17 protein-coding genes, 1 tRNA gene and 1 pseudogene are annotated in these 14,764 nt (G+C 75.5%); 13 read left to right on the top strand and 6 right to left on the bottom strand.

Going from position 1 to position 14,764, the window contains the following annotated elements:
- Nucleotides 1-21: 21 nt before the first annotated feature.
- The 3 genes from OOK41_RS30085 (at nucleotide 22) to OOK41_RS30075 (ending at nucleotide 2,547) form a co-directional block, all read left to right on the top strand.
- A complete protein-coding gene (locus tag OOK41_RS30085) occupies nucleotides 22-900 on the top strand; it encodes a PHP domain-containing protein (RefSeq protein ID WP_117668804.1) in 879 nt (292 codons plus the stop codon).
- Nucleotides 901-932: 32 nt separating this feature from the next.
- A complete protein-coding gene (locus tag OOK41_RS30080) occupies nucleotides 933-1,547 on the top strand; it encodes a MarC family protein (RefSeq protein WP_117668805.1) in 615 nt (204 codons plus the stop codon).
- An 88-nt stretch (nucleotides 1,548-1,635) separates the two neighbouring features.
- Complete coding sequence (locus OOK41_RS30075; RefSeq protein WP_117668806.1) at nucleotides 1,636-2,547, top strand: PD-(D/E)XK nuclease family protein; 912 nt, start codon at nucleotides 1,636-1,638, stop codon at nucleotides 2,545-2,547.
- Between the two features lie 58 nt (nucleotides 2,548-2,605).
- Here the strand turns inward: OOK41_RS30075 and OOK41_RS30070 are convergent, their stop codons facing one another.
- Both OOK41_RS30070 and OOK41_RS30065 read right to left on the bottom strand, forming a co-directional pair.
- Nucleotides 2,606-3,469: an oxygenase MpaB family protein gene (locus tag OOK41_RS30070; RefSeq protein WP_266267512.1), complete on the bottom strand. Its 864-nt coding sequence runs from the start codon at nucleotides 3,467-3,469 to the stop codon at nucleotides 2,606-2,608.
- A gap of 43 nt (nucleotides 3,470-3,512) precedes the next feature.
- Nucleotides 3,513-3,941: a Fur family transcriptional regulator gene (locus tag OOK41_RS30065; RefSeq protein WP_117668808.1), complete on the bottom strand. Its 429-nt coding sequence runs from the start codon at nucleotides 3,939-3,941 to the stop codon at nucleotides 3,513-3,515.
- A gap of 223 nt (nucleotides 3,942-4,164) precedes the next feature.
- On the opposite strand from OOK41_RS30065, the gene OOK41_RS30060 reads away from it, so the two are divergent.
- Nucleotides 4,165-4,647: a DUF2231 domain-containing protein gene (locus tag OOK41_RS30060; RefSeq protein WP_117668809.1), complete on the top strand. Its 483-nt coding sequence runs from the start codon at nucleotides 4,165-4,167 to the stop codon at nucleotides 4,645-4,647.
- A 25-nt stretch (nucleotides 4,648-4,672) separates the two neighbouring features.
- On the opposite strand, the gene OOK41_RS30055 is transcribed toward OOK41_RS30060, so the two are convergent.
- Nucleotides 4,673-5,014 (bottom strand): hypothetical protein, encoded by a 342-nt coding sequence (locus tag OOK41_RS30055; protein ID WP_266267511.1) that lies wholly within the window; start codon nucleotides 5,012-5,014, stop codon nucleotides 4,673-4,675.
- Between the two features lie 73 nt (nucleotides 5,015-5,087).
- Between OOK41_RS30055 and OOK41_RS30050 the strand changes: the two genes are divergently transcribed.
- Entirely contained in the window at nucleotides 5,088-5,264 is a 177-nt protein-coding gene (locus OOK41_RS30050) for a hypothetical protein (RefSeq protein WP_165878126.1), read from the top strand.
- A 135-nt stretch (nucleotides 5,265-5,399) separates the two neighbouring features.
- Here the strand turns inward: OOK41_RS30050 and OOK41_RS30045 are convergent, their stop codons facing one another.
- Nucleotides 5,400-5,921: a flagellar biosynthesis protein FlgA gene (locus OOK41_RS30045; RefSeq protein WP_266267510.1), complete on the bottom strand. Its 522-nt coding sequence runs from the start codon at nucleotides 5,919-5,921 to the stop codon at nucleotides 5,400-5,402.
- 149 nt (nucleotides 5,922-6,070) lie between these two features.
- Between OOK41_RS30045 and OOK41_RS30040 the strand changes: the two genes are divergently transcribed.
- A complete protein-coding gene (locus OOK41_RS30040; protein ID WP_266267509.1) occupies nucleotides 6,071-6,349 on the top strand; it encodes a hypothetical protein in 279 nt (92 codons plus the stop codon).
- Between the two features lie 14 nt (nucleotides 6,350-6,363).
- Here OOK41_RS30040 and OOK41_RS30035 read toward each other — a convergent pair.
- Nucleotides 6,364-6,504: pseudogene (locus OOK41_RS30035) on the bottom strand (FmdB family zinc ribbon protein); the annotation flags it as partial.
- A gap of 39 nt (nucleotides 6,505-6,543) precedes the next feature.
- On the bottom strand, nucleotides 6,544-7,230 hold the full coding sequence (locus tag OOK41_RS30030; RefSeq protein WP_266267508.1) for a 5-formyltetrahydrofolate cyclo-ligase: 687 nt from the start codon (nucleotides 7,228-7,230) through the stop codon (nucleotides 6,544-6,546).
- 84 nt (nucleotides 7,231-7,314) lie between these two features.
- Between OOK41_RS30030 and OOK41_RS30025 the strand changes: the two genes are divergently transcribed.
- From OOK41_RS30025 to OOK41_RS29995, 7 genes are all read left to right on the top strand, one after another.
- Entirely contained in the window at nucleotides 7,315-9,600 is a 2,286-nt protein-coding gene (locus OOK41_RS30025; protein ID WP_207892754.1) for a diguanylate cyclase, read from the top strand.
- A 9-nt stretch (nucleotides 9,601-9,609) separates the two neighbouring features.
- The gene (locus tag OOK41_RS30020; protein ID WP_266267507.1) at nucleotides 9,610-10,611 is read left to right on the top strand and encodes a UTP--glucose-1-phosphate uridylyltransferase; all 1,002 of its coding nucleotides are present in this window, start codon (nucleotides 9,610-9,612) and stop codon (nucleotides 10,609-10,611) included.
- Nucleotides 10,608-11,921, top strand: coding sequence for a gephyrin-like molybdotransferase Glp (gene glp / locus OOK41_RS30015; RefSeq protein WP_117668816.1), 1,314 nt, complete (start codon nucleotides 10,608-10,610; stop codon nucleotides 11,919-11,921). Before OOK41_RS30020 ends, glp begins: the two co-directional genes overlap by 4 nt.
- 164 nt (nucleotides 11,922-12,085) lie before the next feature.
- Nucleotides 12,086-12,736, top strand: coding sequence for a GNAT family N-acetyltransferase (locus OOK41_RS30010; protein ID WP_117668817.1), 651 nt, complete (start codon nucleotides 12,086-12,088; stop codon nucleotides 12,734-12,736).
- 169 nt (nucleotides 12,737-12,905) lie between these two features.
- Nucleotides 12,906-13,700: a hypothetical protein gene (locus OOK41_RS30005; protein WP_266267506.1), complete on the top strand. Its 795-nt coding sequence runs from the start codon at nucleotides 12,906-12,908 to the stop codon at nucleotides 13,698-13,700.
- A 283-nt stretch (nucleotides 13,701-13,983) separates the two neighbouring features.
- Nucleotides 13,984-14,057 (top strand) — tRNA-Ala (locus OOK41_RS30000).
- 233 nt (nucleotides 14,058-14,290) lie between these two features.
- A complete protein-coding gene (locus tag OOK41_RS29995; protein WP_266267505.1) occupies nucleotides 14,291-14,764 on the top strand; it encodes a hypothetical protein in 474 nt (157 codons plus the stop codon).

Raw genomic sequence — 14,764 nt, 5'->3', positions numbered from 1 at the left:
GGCGGCGGGTAGCGTCGGGCGATGACCCCGCACCCCGGACCGGCCGTCCGCATCGACCTGCACACCCACTCGACGGCCAGCGACGGCACCCTCACCCCGGCCGAGCTGGTCCGGGCCGCGGCCGACGCCGGACTGGACGTGCTGGCGATCACCGACCACGACACCACCTCCGGCTGGGCGCCCGCCGTGGCGGCGCTGCCCCCGGCGCTGACCCTGATCCGGGGCGCGGAGATCTCCTGCCGCTGGCACGGGGCCGAGCCGGCGGTGGCGCTGCACCTGCTGGCGTACCTCTTCGACCCGGACCACCCGGAGCTGGTCGCGGAGCTGGCCCGGGTGCGGGCCGCCCGCGAGGTACGCGGGCAGCGGATCGTCGAGCTGCTGCGCGCCGACGGCGTCGAGGTGAGCTGGCCGGAGATCCTGGCCGGGGCGGCCGGCGGGACGGTGGGCCGGCCACACATCGCCCAGGCGCTGATCCGGGCCGGGCTGGTGGCCACCACCACCGAGGCGTTCGGGCCCGGCTGGCTGGGCGAGCGCTACCGGCTACCCAAGGCGGACATCGACGTGTTCCGGGCGGTCCGGCTGGTCCGGGCGGCCGGCGGCGTGCCGGTCTTCGCCCACCCGAAGGCCAGCCGGCGGGGCCGGGTCGTGCCCGACGAACTGGTCGCCGAGCTGGCGGCGGCCGGTCTCGCCGGGTTGGAGGCCGACCACGAGGACCATTCACCCGCCGAGCGGGCGCACGTGCGGTCGCTCGCCGCCGAGCTGGGTCTGTTCGTCACCGGCTCGTCCGACTTCCACGGCACCCACAAGACCGTCCGGCTCGGCGCGTTCACCACGGCCGTCGAGGCGTACGAACGGCTCCTGGCCGAGGCCGGCGGGGTGACGCCCGTCGCTTCGACCTGATCCGCCTGCACCCGCGCGGCTACCGTGTCCGGGTGGATCTGAAGCTCTTCGGCGAGGTCTTCGTGACCCTGCTGGTCATCGTCGACCCGCCGGGCATGATGCCGATCTTCCTCGCGCTCACCGGGCCGCTGGCCGCCCGGGACCGGAACCGGGCGGCCTGGCAGGCCGTCGCGCTGGCGCTCGGGGTGATCGTGGTCTTCGCCGTGGCCGGGCAGACCCTGCTCGCCTACCTGCACGTGGACCTGCCGGCGCTCCAGGCGGCCGGCGGGCTGCTGCTGGTGCTGGTCGCCCTGGAGCTGCTCACCGGCAAGGCGGACGATCCCACCCAGCAATCCACTTCGAACATCGCCCTGGTGCCGCTGGGTACCCCGCTGCTGGCCGGGCCGGGCGCGATCGTGGCGACGATGTTGTTCGTCCAGCAGGCCGACCGGGCCACCGACTACGGCGCCATCGCGGCGGCCATCGTCGCGGTGATGCTCACCGTCTGGGTCGTGCTGCGCTTCTCCGGCGGGATCGTCAAGATCCTGCGCCCCGGCGGGATCGAGGTGCTCACCCGGATCGCCGGCCTGCTGCTCGCCGCCATCGCGGTGCAGCTCATCGCGGACGCCGTCGCCGCCTTCGTCACGCAGTACGTGAACATGGCCTGACCCGGCCCGTCGCCCGACGGCCCCGCCCTGCCTCGACCCGCCGACCGGGTCGGCGCGACCGTCGTACCGGGGTGGCAGGATCGACGGGGTGCGACGAGCCTCCTCATCCGGACGATCCACCACCGGTTCGGCCCCACGGGCCCGGTCCGGCCAGCCCGAGCAGCTCGGCTTCGACGGCATGCCGGAGCGGCTGTTCGTCTGCACGCCCAGCAAGCTCGGCGCGTACGCGGACTGCCCGCGCCGCTACCGCCACTCGTACGTCGACCGGCCGGCGCCGCCGAAGGGCCCGCCCTGGGCGCACAACTCGCTCGGCGCGAGCGTGCACACCGCCCTGAAGAACTGGTACGCGCTGCCCGCCGACCGCCGCCGCCCGGAGGCGCTGGCCGCGCTGCTCAGGGGCACCTGGGTCCGCGAGGGCTACCGCGACGACGAGCAGGAGCGGGAGGCGTACCGGCGGGCGTTGGGCTGGCTGGAGTCCTACGTGGACACCCTGGATCCGGGGGCCGACCCGGTCGGCGTCGAGCGGGTGGTGGCGGTCAAGACGGCGGTGCTGGCGTTCAACGGCCGCACCGACCGGATCGACTCCCGGCCCGGCCCGGACGGCCCGGAGCTGGTGATCGTCGACTACAAGACCGGCCGCGCCGGGACGGACGCGGACGACGCCCGTGGCTCCCAGGCGCTGGCCCTCTACGCGTACGCCGCCGAGCGGGTGTTCCGCCGGCCGTGCCGCCGGGTGGAGCTGCACCACCTGCCCACGGGCACCGTCGCGGCGCACGAGCACACCGCCGAGTCACTGGCCCGCCAGCTCACCCGCGCCGAGGAGACCGCGCGGGACATCATGGCCGCCGAGCGGGCGGTCGCCGACGGGGCCGACCCCGACGAGGCGTTCCCCACCACACCCGGGCCGCGCTGCGGCTGGTGCGACTACCGCCGCACCTGCCCCACCGGCTCGCAGACGCCGGGCAAGGAGCCCTGGGCGGCGATGGAGCGCACCGGCTGACCGGAACCGGGTTCGGGGCCGTGCCGACGTGGCCGGGGCGGGCCAGGGTCGGCGCCGGTCAGGCGGCCACGCCGGCCGCGGCGATCCGGGCCGCCCGCGCCTTCGCGGCCTGCTGCAACGGGCCCTCCCGCCAGCGGCGCGGCACCGCCGCCAGGGCGAGCCGTAGGGCGCGCACGCTCAGGTCGGCCGACAGCTCGGTGGTCGGCAGCCCCAACCCGCCGTACATCCGGCGGGCCCAGGGCGGCAGCAGCGCGAACGCGGTGCCGGCGACGCCGAGGTACGCGAACCGGGCCGGCCCGAGGTTCAGCCCGATCCGGGCCGGGAGGTTGAGCTTCCACGGGATCGGCGGCGCGGTGAGGAAGACGGCCGTCTCCGCCGCCTCCCGGGTGATCCGCAGGTCCGGCCGGATCCGCCGGTAGTACTCCGCCACCTCCGCCGCGGTGCCGGGCACGTCCGCCGGGTCCAGCCCGACCAGGGCCGCCACCCGGCGCTGCTCGGCGTAGTAGCCGTCCACCTCGGCGTCGGTCAGCCGCAGCCCGGCGCGGCGGGCGGTGCTGAGGAACGACTCCACCTCGGCCACGTGCACCCAGCGCAGCAGCTCCGGGTCGTCGACGCGGAACTCCTCCCCGGTGGCCGGGTCGGTGGCGCGCAGCCGGGCGTGCAGCCGGCGTACCCGCGCCCCGGCGGCCTCGGCCTCGGCGGTGGTGCCGTAGATGGTGGTCGCCACGTACGTGGCGGTGCGGACGAGCCGCCCCCACGAGTCGGCGCGGTAGTCGCTGTTCTGCGCCACCCCGGCCATGGCCCGGGGATGCAGCGCCTGGAGGTAGAGCGAACGCAGGCCGGCGACGATCAGGATCGGCTCCTCGTGCACCTTCCACGTGACCGATCCCGGACCGAACAGGCCGAGGTCATCGGGGTCCACCCGACCAAGGGTGCCACGCCCCGGGCCCGACCGGCGGGCGGTGTCAGTCGTCGGCGCTGCGGCGGGCCTGGCAGGCCGGGCAGAGCCCCCAGAACGTCACTTCCGCCTCCTCCACGTCGAAGCCGTGCGCGGCGTTCGGGTCCAGGCAGGGCGCCGCGCCGACCGCGCAGTCGATGTCGGCGATCTCGCCGCACCCCCGGCAGACCACGTGATGGTGGTTGTCGCCGGCCCGAGCCTCGTAGCGGGCGGGGCTGCCGGCGGGCTCGATGCGGCGGGACAGCCCGGCCCGGGACAGCGCGCCGAGGACGTCGTAGACGGCCTGGGTGGAGACGGAGTCGAGGCGTTCCCGCACCCGGCGGGTGATCTCGTCGACCTCCAGGTGGCCGCCGGCGGCGAGGACGTCCAGCACGGCGAGCCGCGGCCGGGTGACCCGCAGGCCCCTCGACCGAAGCAGCTCCTCACCACCGGACATGAGGTCAATGACAGCACGGCCCTCACCAGGCGACAAGCGACCTCCTCGACCGGGTGGCCCGGGCCACAGCCGGCCCGTGGCCCAGGCCGCAGGTCGCCGGAGCCCGGGCCACGGGCTGAACCGGGCAATCGACGCGTGCGTGTACCCGATCGTCAGCACTGCCGCGGCGTCGGATCGTCGTACGCTGGCTGCCGCGGACCACGTCCACTGCCGGAGGTGTCGGGTGTTCAGGGAGATCAACGGGCTGCCAGGCCACGTTCTGGTGATCCATGCCGCCGTGGCGTTCGTTCCGCTGCTGGCCGTGCTGGCTGCCGGGTACGGGCTGCTGCCGAGGTGGCGCCCCCGGTTCGGCTGGGCGGTGGCCGTCCTCGCGGTGGTCACCCCGATCGTCACCTGGGTGGCCACGGAGTCGGGTGAGGCGCTGGAGGAGGCGCTGCGGGAGAAGGGCTACCCGCCGCAGATCCTCGACCAGGTCCGCGAGCACGCGCAGTACGGCGAGACGCTGCTCTGGTTCACCGTCGGCCTCGCCGTGGCGGCCCTCCTCCTGCTGCTGGTGACCCGCAACGACGACCGGGTCTCCCGGCTGCCCGCCTGGGCGCCGCTGCTGCTGACCGTGGTGGTGGTCGTGCTCGGGGTGGCCTCGCTGGTCTACGTCTACCTGACCGGCGACACCGGCGCCCAGGCGGTCTGGGGCACCACCCTCTGACCGCCGGGGCGGCGAACCGGCCCGGTCAGAAGATCGCCCGGGAGCAGAGCAGGCAGACCAGGGCGACCAGCACCACCGCGGCGACCCCGCCGACGCTCCAGGTGACCCGCTGGGCGCGCTGCTCCTCCGTGTCCAACCCGGTCGTGTCCTGCGGCGGCAGGTGCCGGGGCGGGGCCACCCGCAGGCGCACCGGGGGCCGCCAACCGGGCGGCGGGGCAGTGCTGGGCGGCGGTCCGCCGTACCCGGCCGCCGGGCCGGCACCGCCGGCGCCGGCCGGTCGCACCGGGCCGGGGGCCGCGCCGCCGGGGGCGGCCGGCGGACGGCGCCAGTAGTCGTCCTCGAGGCGGTCACCGCTGGGCGTCGTCACGCCGTCCGACGCTACCAACCCCGCTGCCGCGTGGCCGACCGGACGCGGGCCGGAACCGGTAGTCTTGCCGCTCGTGAGCATCGACCCGGGGGCGCAGGCACGTGGCGACGACGACCGCGCCGTCGACCTGAGCGACGACTTCGTGGTGCTGCCCGAGCAGACGGCCGACGACACCGATCGGGGTTGGGGCGAGCGGTCCGGGGGCAACGACGACTGGCTGCTCGCCGAGCGCCCGCCGCACTGGGACTGAGCCCCGCCCGCCCGTTCGCCGCCGGCCCGCCGCCCGCCGGCCGCCGGCCGCCGCGGGCGCACCGTCTCGCCGCCGGCTGTCTCGGCCGCCGGCTGTCTCGGCGCCGGCTGTTTCGCCGTACCGTCGAGCCCGGCGTCAGCCACGGACCACGATGGCGAACCGGCTGCCCTCCGGCAGGCCCACGGCCCGCTGTGCCTGCTCGGGGCGCAGCGCCAGGTAGAGCGCCGACGAGCCGTCCGCCGCGCCGGCCCCGACCACGTCGAGCACCAGCGCGCGGGACGCCAGCAGGTCGGCCTCGCCGGCCCGGCCGTCGGCCGGCACGGCGAGCAGGTCGACCCGGGTACCGGGGCGGACCACGGCGAGCGCGGCGGGTTCGGCCAGCCGGACCGGGACGCCGACCGCCCCGTCGGGCAGCGGCAGCGCCGACGGCGGAGCCCCGGGGTCGGGCGGCGGGCCGCCGGTGGACGGCGACGAGGCCGGGCCGGGGGAGCCGGAGCCGCCCGGCGGGGAAGGGCAGCCGCTCGGGGTCTGGAGGACCGCCACGGCGAGGCCGAGGAGGGCGGCGACGAGTGCGGCGCGCAGCAGCGTCGACCGCCCCGGAAACCGGGGCCGGCGCACCGGCCGCAGTGATCCCGTGCCCGCCCCGGTGGTAGCCATCCGTTCCTCCCGCCTTCCCCGGGCGCCGTGGTGGCACCGGGGCACCCCGCCTCGCCCGGTGCCGTGGTGGTGCCGGGAGCAGCAGGTTAGGCCGGAAAGGGCAGGCCCCGCCCGGGCCGGGGCGGGGCCTGTGGACAACCGGGCCGCCTGTGGACAACCCCCACGCGGCGCGGCGGTCTGCTAGGAAGCCAGGTCAGGAGGAGCTGGAACCGCTGGCCGCCGGGGCCTTCGACGGGCCGCCCGAGGACGACGACCCGGACGAGCCCGACGTGCCGGACGACCCGTTGGACGAACTGGTCGAACTGGCCGAGCCGCCGGACGTGCTCGACGACGAGCCGGAGTCGCCGCCGGAGGACGACTCGGACTTGGCCGGCTTGCCGGCGTCACCCTTGGCCGGGTCGGACCCGGAGCGGGAGTCGGTGCGGTAGAAACCCGAGCCCTTGAAGACGACGCCGACCGAATTGAAGACCTTGCGCAGTCGCCCCGCACACGCCGGGCACTCGGTCAACGGCTCGTCAGAGAACGACTGCACCGCCTCGAGCTGCTGGCCGCACGCGGTGCAGGCGTACTGGTACGTGGGCACTTTCTCCTCCGGATCTGGCACGGCCGATTGGCACTCGACTCATTCGAGTGCCAATGGTGCGTCATCGGACCCGGGTTCGTCCAGCGGAAGTGCCGGGACCGACACGGGGCCGCCCGTCAGCGTACGCAGCCCTGCCGCAGGGGCGACCACCGCGCCGACCGGACGGTCGTGCGGCTCGACCGGAAGGTGTTCGCGCAGCTCACCGTCGTACAGCAGGGCCACCGTCAGGGCCCGGTCGCCGACCCGGGCCAGCGCCCGGTCGTACGAGCCGCCCCCGCGGCCCAGCCGCCGCCCGCGCCGGTCCACGGCCAGGGCCGGGACCACCACGAGCTGGGCGTCGGCGACCGCCGACCGGCCGAGCCGGGGGCCGGCCGGCTCCCGCAGCCCCCGCCCGGCCGCGACCAGGCAGCTGGGGCCGGTGTACGCCGCCCAGTCCAGGTCGAGGTCGTCGCACAGCACCGGCAGCAGCAGGTCGGCCCCCGGCGGCAGCGCCGGGCGCAGCGCCTCCGGCAGCTCCGCGCCGCCCGGCTCGGACCCGACCGGGACGTACGCGGTCATCCGGGTCGGGCGCAGCCGGCGGACCAGCTCGACCAGCGTGGCCCGGACCCGCGACGCCGCCTCGGCCCGGGCCGACGCGGGCAGCGCGCGGCGGCGGGCGAGCAGCTCCACCCGGGCGCTCCGCTTCGCCTCATGGGTCACTTCCGCGTCATCAGAAAAATCAGGCACGCAACACTCCTGACGCAACGTTTGTCACTCGGTCGCACTGTGTCAGCATCGCTAGCATCGGGCGCGGAACTTCCGGGGGGAGCGTTGACGCTACGCGGGCGGTTGACGGCAGCCTTCCTCGCGGTGGCGCTCGGCCCGGTCCTGCTCGGCGCGCTCTTCGTCGGCTCGACCATGGCCGCCGTCGACCGCACCCGCTCGACGGAACGGCTCGGGCTGGCCGCGGCGAGCGTGCGTACCTCGGTCGACGCCCTCTGCCAGCAGTTGCGCGCGGCGGCCGACTCGGTCGCCCTCGTCGCCGACCCGGCCGGCCGGGTCGGCGCGGCCGGGCAGGTGGTGAGCCGGGGCCTGGCCGCCGCCGTGCTGGTCACCGACGTGGCCGGCGGCGTCCTCTACACCACCCCCGGCGCTCCGGTCGGGCCGTGGCGGGACTGCTCCGCCGCCGACCCCGCCGGTGGTCCGGTCCACGCGCTGACCGCGCGGGTCGGGCTGCGCGACCGCGCCGGCGCCGACCTGGGGGCGGTCGCCGCGGCCCAGCCGGTCGACCCGGGCTTCGTGGCCCGGCTGGCGGCGGTCACCGGCGTCGCGGTTACCCTCCTCGACGACGCCGCCGGCGGCGTCGCGCACACCACCGAGGCCCCGGGGGTACGCGACGCGGTGCTCGCCGCCGCGCGGAAGGCCACCGGGGACCGGGTCGCCGGGACCCTGGACGGCCGGTACGTCCGCCGGGTGGGCCCGTCGCCGGGGCAGCCGCTGCCATTGGTGCTCTCCGTGCCCAGCGAGCAGCCCCCCGGCCGGTACGCGGCACTGGTCGGCGCGGTGGTGCTGGCCGGGCTGCTGGCGGTGGCGGTGGCCTGGCGGCTGGCCCGGGTCACCACCCGGCCGCTGGTCGAGTTGGCCGGCGCGGTGGATCGGGTGGCCCACGGCGACCTGGGCGCCCGGGTGCCGGTGCGCAGCCGCGACGAGATCGGCCGGCTGGCCGCCGCGTTCAACCGGATGACCCGGGAGACCGGCTCCTACGTGCAGGCGCTCACCAGCAGCCGGGACCAACTGCGCGGGCACCTCGCGGTGCTCGGCGACACCCTGGCCAGCACCCACGACCTGCAACGCATCCTGCGGGTGATCCTGCACAGCGCGATCGCCGCGACCGGGGCCCGGGCCGGGGCGGTGCTGCTGGTCGACGGCGGGGTGCTGGTGGGGCGGTGCGCCGAGGGTCTGGACGGGCGCTGGCCCGCCGACGGGGCGCCGCCGGACGCCGCCGACCCGGCGTGCGCCGGCACCGACGCGGCGGCGCTGCGGGTGCCGGTGGGGCGCGGAGTGGTCGGCGCGGTCGCGGCCACCGGTGAGCCGTGCCGGGGCCGCGCCGACCCGGCGGCCGAACCGACCGGGGAGCCGCGCTGCGAGACGTACGTCGCGGTGCCCTTCGCCACCCCCGGCGGCCTCGCCGACCGGGCCGGCGCGGAGCCGGGCCGCCCCGGCGGGCCGGAGCCGGCCGTGGCGCTCGGCGTGCTGGTCCTCTACGACCGGCTCGGCGGGGACGAGTTCGACGACGACGACCTGGCCACCCTGCGCACCTTCGCCAGACACGCGGCCGTGGCGGTGGACAACGTCCGGGTGCACGAGGAGGCCCAGCGGCTGTCGCTGACCGACCCGCTGACCGGGCTGTGGAACTACCGCTACCTGCGCGAGTCGATCCGCCGGGAGGTGGAGCGGGCCAGCCGGTTCGGCCGGATGCTCAGCGTCCTCGCGCTGGACCTGGACCGCTTCAAGACGGTCAACGACACCTGGGGGCACGCCGCCGGGGACGCCGTGCTCGCGGAGTTCGCCCGCCGGCTACGGAACGAGATCCGCGAGGTGGACCTGGCCTTCCGCCAGGGCGGGGAGGAGTTCGTGGTGCTGCTGCCGGAGACCGACGCGCGGGGCGCGACCATCGTGGCCGAGCGGCTCGGCGCGGCCGTCCGGGACGCCCCCGTCGCGCTGGACGGGCCCGGCGGGGTGACGATCGGGATGACGGTCTCCGTCGGCATCGCCGTGTACCCGGACCACGCCACCACGGGCCAGCAGGTCCTCGACGCCGCCGACGACGCCCTGTACGCGGCGAAGGCGGCCGGCCGGGACACCTGGCGGCTGGCCGAGGCACGGCCCTGGCCCCCGGTGGAGGAGATCGCCGTGCCGGCCGCCGCGGTCAGCCCCCCCGACGGCCTGCCCCGGGCGGGTGCGGCGATCGATGGGCGGGACTCCCCGCTCCGCGTCACGGCGGTGCTCGGCCCGGTCGACGTCGAGGCCGGGTGGCCCGACGCCCCGGTGGCGCGGTCCGGGCCGGGCGGCGCGTCTTCCGGTCCTCACCCGTCGCGGCACGCCCCTGGCCGATAGTCTCGCGACATGTCGGAGCACTCAGCGAGCCCCTCACCGGCCGCCGCAACCGGTCGTTCCCGCGCCGTCAAGGCCGTCATTCCCGCTGCGGGCCTGGCCACCCGGTTCCTGCCGGCCACCAAGGCGGTGCCCAAGGAGCTGCTGCCGGTCGTCGACCGGCCGGTGCTCCAGTACATCGTCGAGGAGGCCACCCAGGCCGGCATCGGCGACGTGCTGCTGATCACCGGGCGGGGCAAGACATCGATGGTGGACCACTTCGACCGTCGGCCGGACCTGGAGGCCCGGCTGGAGGCCAAGGGCGACGCCGAGCGGCTGGCCGCCGTGCGCGGCCCCAGCGAGCTGGCCGAGATCTACACCTGTCGCCAGCCCGAGCAGCTCGGTCTCGGTCACGCCGTCGGGTACGCCGAGTCGCACGTCGGGGACCAGCCCTTCGCGGTGCTGCTGGGCGACGAGTTCGTCAAGCCGTCCGAGCCGCTGCTGCCGGCGATGCTGGAGCTGCAGGCCCGCACCGGCGGCGTGGTGCTGGCCTTCTTCGAGGTCGACCCGGCCGAGACGAAGCGGTACGGCATCGCCTCGGTCGAGCCGGCCGAGCCGGAGCTGACCGACGTCGGCGAGGTCGTGAAGGTCACCGGCATGGTCGAGAAGCCGAAGCCGGAGGACGCCCCGAGCAACCTCGCCGTCCTCGGCCGGTACGTGCTGCCGGGGCGGATCTTCGACGCGATCCGGCGGACGAAGCCGGGCAGCGGTGGGGAGATCCAGCTCACCGACGCGATGGAGCTGCTGCGCACCGAGGGCGTACCGGTGCACGCGATCGTCTACCGGGGCACCCGCTACGACACCGGCATGCCGCTGGGGTACCTCCAGACCGTGGTGCAGATCGCCTGCGAGCGGGAGGATCTCGGCGCGGAGTTCCGCGCGTGGCTCGCCGAGTTCGTCAACAACGGCGACGAGACCGTCACCGCGGCGATCCTGAACGGCATGCGCGACGCGTCGGGCGGTCCTAATACATGACCGCGACGGCCGACGCCGAGGCGGCCGCGAACGAGTTGACGCCGCTCGCCGACTACCTGGGCAGCGTGCTGCGCAGGTTACGCGCGCTGCCTCCGCTCGACCTCGACCTCACCCAGGCGTACGGCAACGTCCTCGCCGAGGACGTCGTCGCGCCGCACTCCTTCCCGGCCTTCGACCAGGCAGCCGTGGACGGGTACGCGGCCCGCTGGGAGGACCTTTCCGGTGCGGGCCGGGTCGGCGGGTACCAGGCCGGCCGCTCGGGTCCGCCCGGGTCCCGCACCGTGCGGCTCAACGTGGTCGGCGACCTCGGCGCGGCGAGCTGGCGGCCGGTGCGGCTCACCCCGGGGTCGTGCTTCTCGGTCGCGGCCGGGGCGCCGCTGCCGATCGCCGCCGACGTGGTGGTGCCGGTGGAGTGGACCGACCAGGGCATGGCCGCCGTGGAGATCTTCCGCACCCCCAAGCGCGGGTACGGGGTGCGCCGCGCCGGTGAGGAGCTGCCGGCCGGGACGCTGCTCGCCCGCGCCGGCACGTACGTCTCCCCGGCCCTGGTCGCGGTGTTCGCCGCCACCGGCATCGGGCACGTGGTGGTCCGGCCCAGCCCCCGGGTGGTCGTCGTGGCCACCGGCGACGAGCTGGTCGACGTGGGTCGGGGCAGCCAGCCCGGCCAGGTGGTGGACGCCAACTCGCACGCGCTGACCGCCGCCGCGGCCGAGGTCGGCGCGCTGGCGTACCGGGTGGGGATCTGCGACGACGACCCGGAGGGGCTGCGCGGGTTGCTGGAGGACCAGACCCTGCGCGCCGACCTGATCATCACCACCGGCGGCACCGGCACCGGACCGGGCGACATGGTGCGCCGGATCCTGTCCCGCCGGGAGGGCGGCCGGGCCGGGCCGGTCGCCTTCACAGAGGTGGCCCTCTATCCCGGCACCGCCCTCGGGTTCGGTACGGTCGGCGCCGAGGAGGTGCCGGTGGTCTGTCTTCCCGGTGAGCCCGGCGCGGCGCTGATCGGCTTCGAGGTGCTGGCCCGCCCCGCCATCAACCTGCTGGCCGGGGCCGAGCCGGTGTTCCGGCCGAGCGTCCGCGCGCACCTGCTGGAGACCATCACCTCGCCCGGCGGGCTGCGCGAGTTCCGGCCCGCGCACGTCGCCGAGCGGCGTGGCGGCGGCTACACCGTCCAGCCGCTGTCGGGCGGGCCGTTCACCCTGTCCGGGCTGGCCGAGGCGAACGGGCTGATGGTGCTCGGCGAGCGGGTGACCGCCGCCGCCGCCGGCTCCACCGTGGACGTCCTCCTGCTGGACCGGCGCCGGTGAGCGCGAGGAGTGAGCTTGCGAGCCCCGCAGTCGTGAACGGGAGGCGGGCAGGGTGAGCGCGAGGAGTGAGCTTGCGAGCCCCGCAGTCGCGATCGAGAGGCGGGCAGGGTGAGCGCGAGGAGTGAGCTTGCGAGCCCGGCAGTCGTGAACGAGAGGCAGGTTCGGTGAGCCTGTTGCGGGCCGGGCGGTCGCCGGGCTGGCCGGTGGTGCTCGCGGACGGGCCGGTGCTGCTGCGGCCGTACCGGCGCTCGGACGCGGCGGCCTGGTCGGAGGTGCGCCGCGCCAACCGGGCCTGGCTGGCCCCCTGGGAGTCCGCGCTGCCCGGGGGCTGGGACGAGCTGAACTCGCCGGCCGCGTTCCGCTGGGTGCACCGGGACCAGCGCCGTTCGGCGCGCACCGGCGAGGGGATGCCGTTCGCGGTCTGCCTGCGCGAGCAGGAGCGGGAGCGGCTGGTCGGGCACCTCAACATCGGCAGCATCGTCCGGCGGGCGTTCTGTTCCGCGTACGCCGGGTACTGGGTGGACTCGCGGGTCGCCGGGCAGGGGGTCATCCCCACCGCGCTGGCGCTCGCGGTGGACCACGCCTTCGGCCCGGGTGGGCTGCACCGGATCGAGGTGAACATCCGGCCGGAGAACAAGCCGTCCCGCCGGGTGGTGGAGAAGCTGGGCTTCCGCGAGGAGTCGTACCACGTGCGTTACATGCACATCGACGGTGCCTGGCGTGACCACATCGGGTACGCCATGACCAGCGAGGAAGTGGTCGCCGAGGGTGGCCTGCTGGCCCGCTGGCATCGGCTGCGCGCGACCGCCGGGTGAAGCGTCCCACCTGTGCCTGATCGGCGCGGCGCACAATCAAGACGGTCGGCGGCCCGTAACCTCAAGTAACTGCAAGCGCTGCCCGCCCGCAGGATCGACCGCCCGGGAGGCGATTTGTCGAAGATCCTGCGGCCGTACGGTGGTTGTCCCGAACTCGGTGACGGGAGGGGTGAGGGTGCCGACCTCGGTGCTCCTCGCCGTCCTCGCCGCCGCCGGTCTGCTCGCCCTCGCGCCGGCGCTGGTTCGCCGGTACGACGCCACCGAGCGGCTGGTGGCGGAGCGGGCGCAGTCGACGGCGCGGGTGCTCCAGCGCCGCCGGCGGGGCCGCACTGTCCCCGGCCGCCGGCCGGTCAACCCCTCCAGGGCACTCGTTGTCACCCTGAGTAAGGACACGAACACGGGCCGCTTGTCCGCCCCGGTCTCCGCCCCGCCCGTCGCAGGCCGGCGGCGGCGTCGGCTGCGTGCCGTCCCGCCGGCGGCGAAGTCCCGTCGACGGGCCACCCCCCGGCGCCGCCAGCACACCCCGGCGATCTACCGCCGCCGCCGGGTGCTGGCCGCCCTGCTGCTGCTCAACCTCGTCGAGCTGATCGGCGTGGCCGTGGTCGGCCCCGGGTTCTGGATCAGCTTCTCGGTCACCGCGACGCTGCTGGTGACGTACGTCGTACACCTGCGCAAGCTCGCGCTGGCCGAGCGCCGGCGGCGGCGGGCCCGGGCCCGGGAGACGGCGTGGCTGGCCGCCCGGCAGGCCGAGGTGCGCCGCGAGCAGGCCCGCCGGGCGGCGGCCCGCCGGGAGGCGCAGCGCCGGCTGGCGGCCCAGCGCGAGGCGGTGCGCCGCACGGCGATGGGCCTGGACCGCCCGGCCGACCTGCCGCCCGCGGCCAGCGGCGGCTCGGTGTCGTACCGGCGTACGGGCGGCCTGCGGGGCCGCCCGTACCAGTCGGGCCGCACCTCCCACTCGGCCTGACCCCGCCTCGCGGTACGCACGGTTCGCGCGACGGCTTGATCGACTTCATGTCACCGACATCGCGCCCTCCCGCCTCCCGGAACCCGCGCCGTCAATGACACGTCAACCGGTCGAGGGTGCTCAGGGGTGATCTTGGATGATTTCGGCCCCTCCGGGGACCGGTTCCTACCAAGATCAGGTCGGCCGGCGGGGTGGATTCGCTTGGCGCGCGGGTGTGCTGTTAGTCTTGTTGCCGGCCCGCCCGGTGAAAGCCGGGTGGGACCAATGCCGGTTTGCCGGCGGAGGGGCTGTGGCGCAGACCGGTAGCGCACCTCGTTCGCATCGAGGGGGTCAGGGGTTCAAATCCCCTCAGCTCCACCCAGTTCAAAGGCCGTTTCCCGGTGTGGGAGACGGCCTTTTCGATCTTGTACAGCAGCGGCAGATGCGGTGCCGAACTGCTCGCCGAGACGCTTGAGCGCGGATCGTGCCGGCAGGGTCCGCATGGTGACCCGGGGTGGTCCGCCTGATCTTCTGTGTCCGCCGGGACGAAGGTGAGCGCCGGCCGCACAGGTCTTTGCATCGGAAGGTGGCTGTTGCCTAGCCTGTGTGTCATGGGCTGGAACACCTCTGCGGTCTTCGTCGCCGGCCACGACCCGCTCGCCATGCTGGCCGCCGTCACGAGGGCCACCGGAGAAGCGGTCCACGGCGACGAGGCGACCTCGGGCATGCGCCACGACGTCGTCTACACGGCCCGGACCGGGCAGTGGCACGAGTTGTGGGACCCATCCCTGACGTACGTGATGACAGAGATCGACCTGACCGGCCACCGGGCGCTGTCGGTCTTCTTCTCCAGCGTCAGCAGTAGTTACGGGTTCACCTATCACGACGGGCGCACCCTGGCCCGGCATCTCGTCTACGCCGACGGGGAACCCGTGGTCAACGAGGGCGCCCCACTGCCGGTCGAGCAGGGGCTGACCTTCCCGGAGTGGGGGCCGGACGAGGACTTCGTCTGGGCCGTCATCGACGACATCACCGGCATCACCTTCGACCCGGACCGCCGTTATCAGGTCCATCAGGTCCACTGA

This window comes from Micromonospora sp. NBC_01655 (assembly GCF_026339755.1).
GTDB lineage: Bacteria > Actinomycetota > Actinomycetes > Mycobacteriales > Micromonosporaceae > Micromonospora.
This window is presented reverse-complemented; position numbering and strand designations above follow the sequence as displayed.

What these genes read in the sequence shown, in the direction of transcription:
- OOK41_RS30045 (WP_266267510.1), bottom strand. Translation starts at nt 5,921, where the DNA reads ATGGCTACCACCGGGGCGGGCACGGGATCACTGCGGCCGGTGCGCCGG.
- OOK41_RS30065 (WP_117668808.1), bottom strand. Translation starts at nt 3,941, where the DNA reads ATGTCCGGTGGTGAGGAGCTGCTTCGGTCGAGGGGCCTGCGGGTCACC.
- OOK41_RS29995 (WP_266267505.1), top strand. Translation starts at nt 14,291, where the DNA reads ATGGGCTGGAACACCTCTGCGGTCTTCGTCGCCGGCCACGACCCGCTC.
- glp (WP_117668816.1), top strand. Translation starts at nt 10,608, where the DNA reads ATGACCGCGACGGCCGACGCCGAGGCGGCCGCGAACGAGTTGACGCCG.
- OOK41_RS30020 (WP_266267507.1), top strand. Translation starts at nt 9,610, where the DNA reads ATGTCGGAGCACTCAGCGAGCCCCTCACCGGCCGCCGCAACCGGTCGT.
- OOK41_RS30085 (WP_117668804.1), top strand. Translation starts at nt 22, where the DNA reads ATGACCCCGCACCCCGGACCGGCCGTCCGCATCGACCTGCACACCCAC.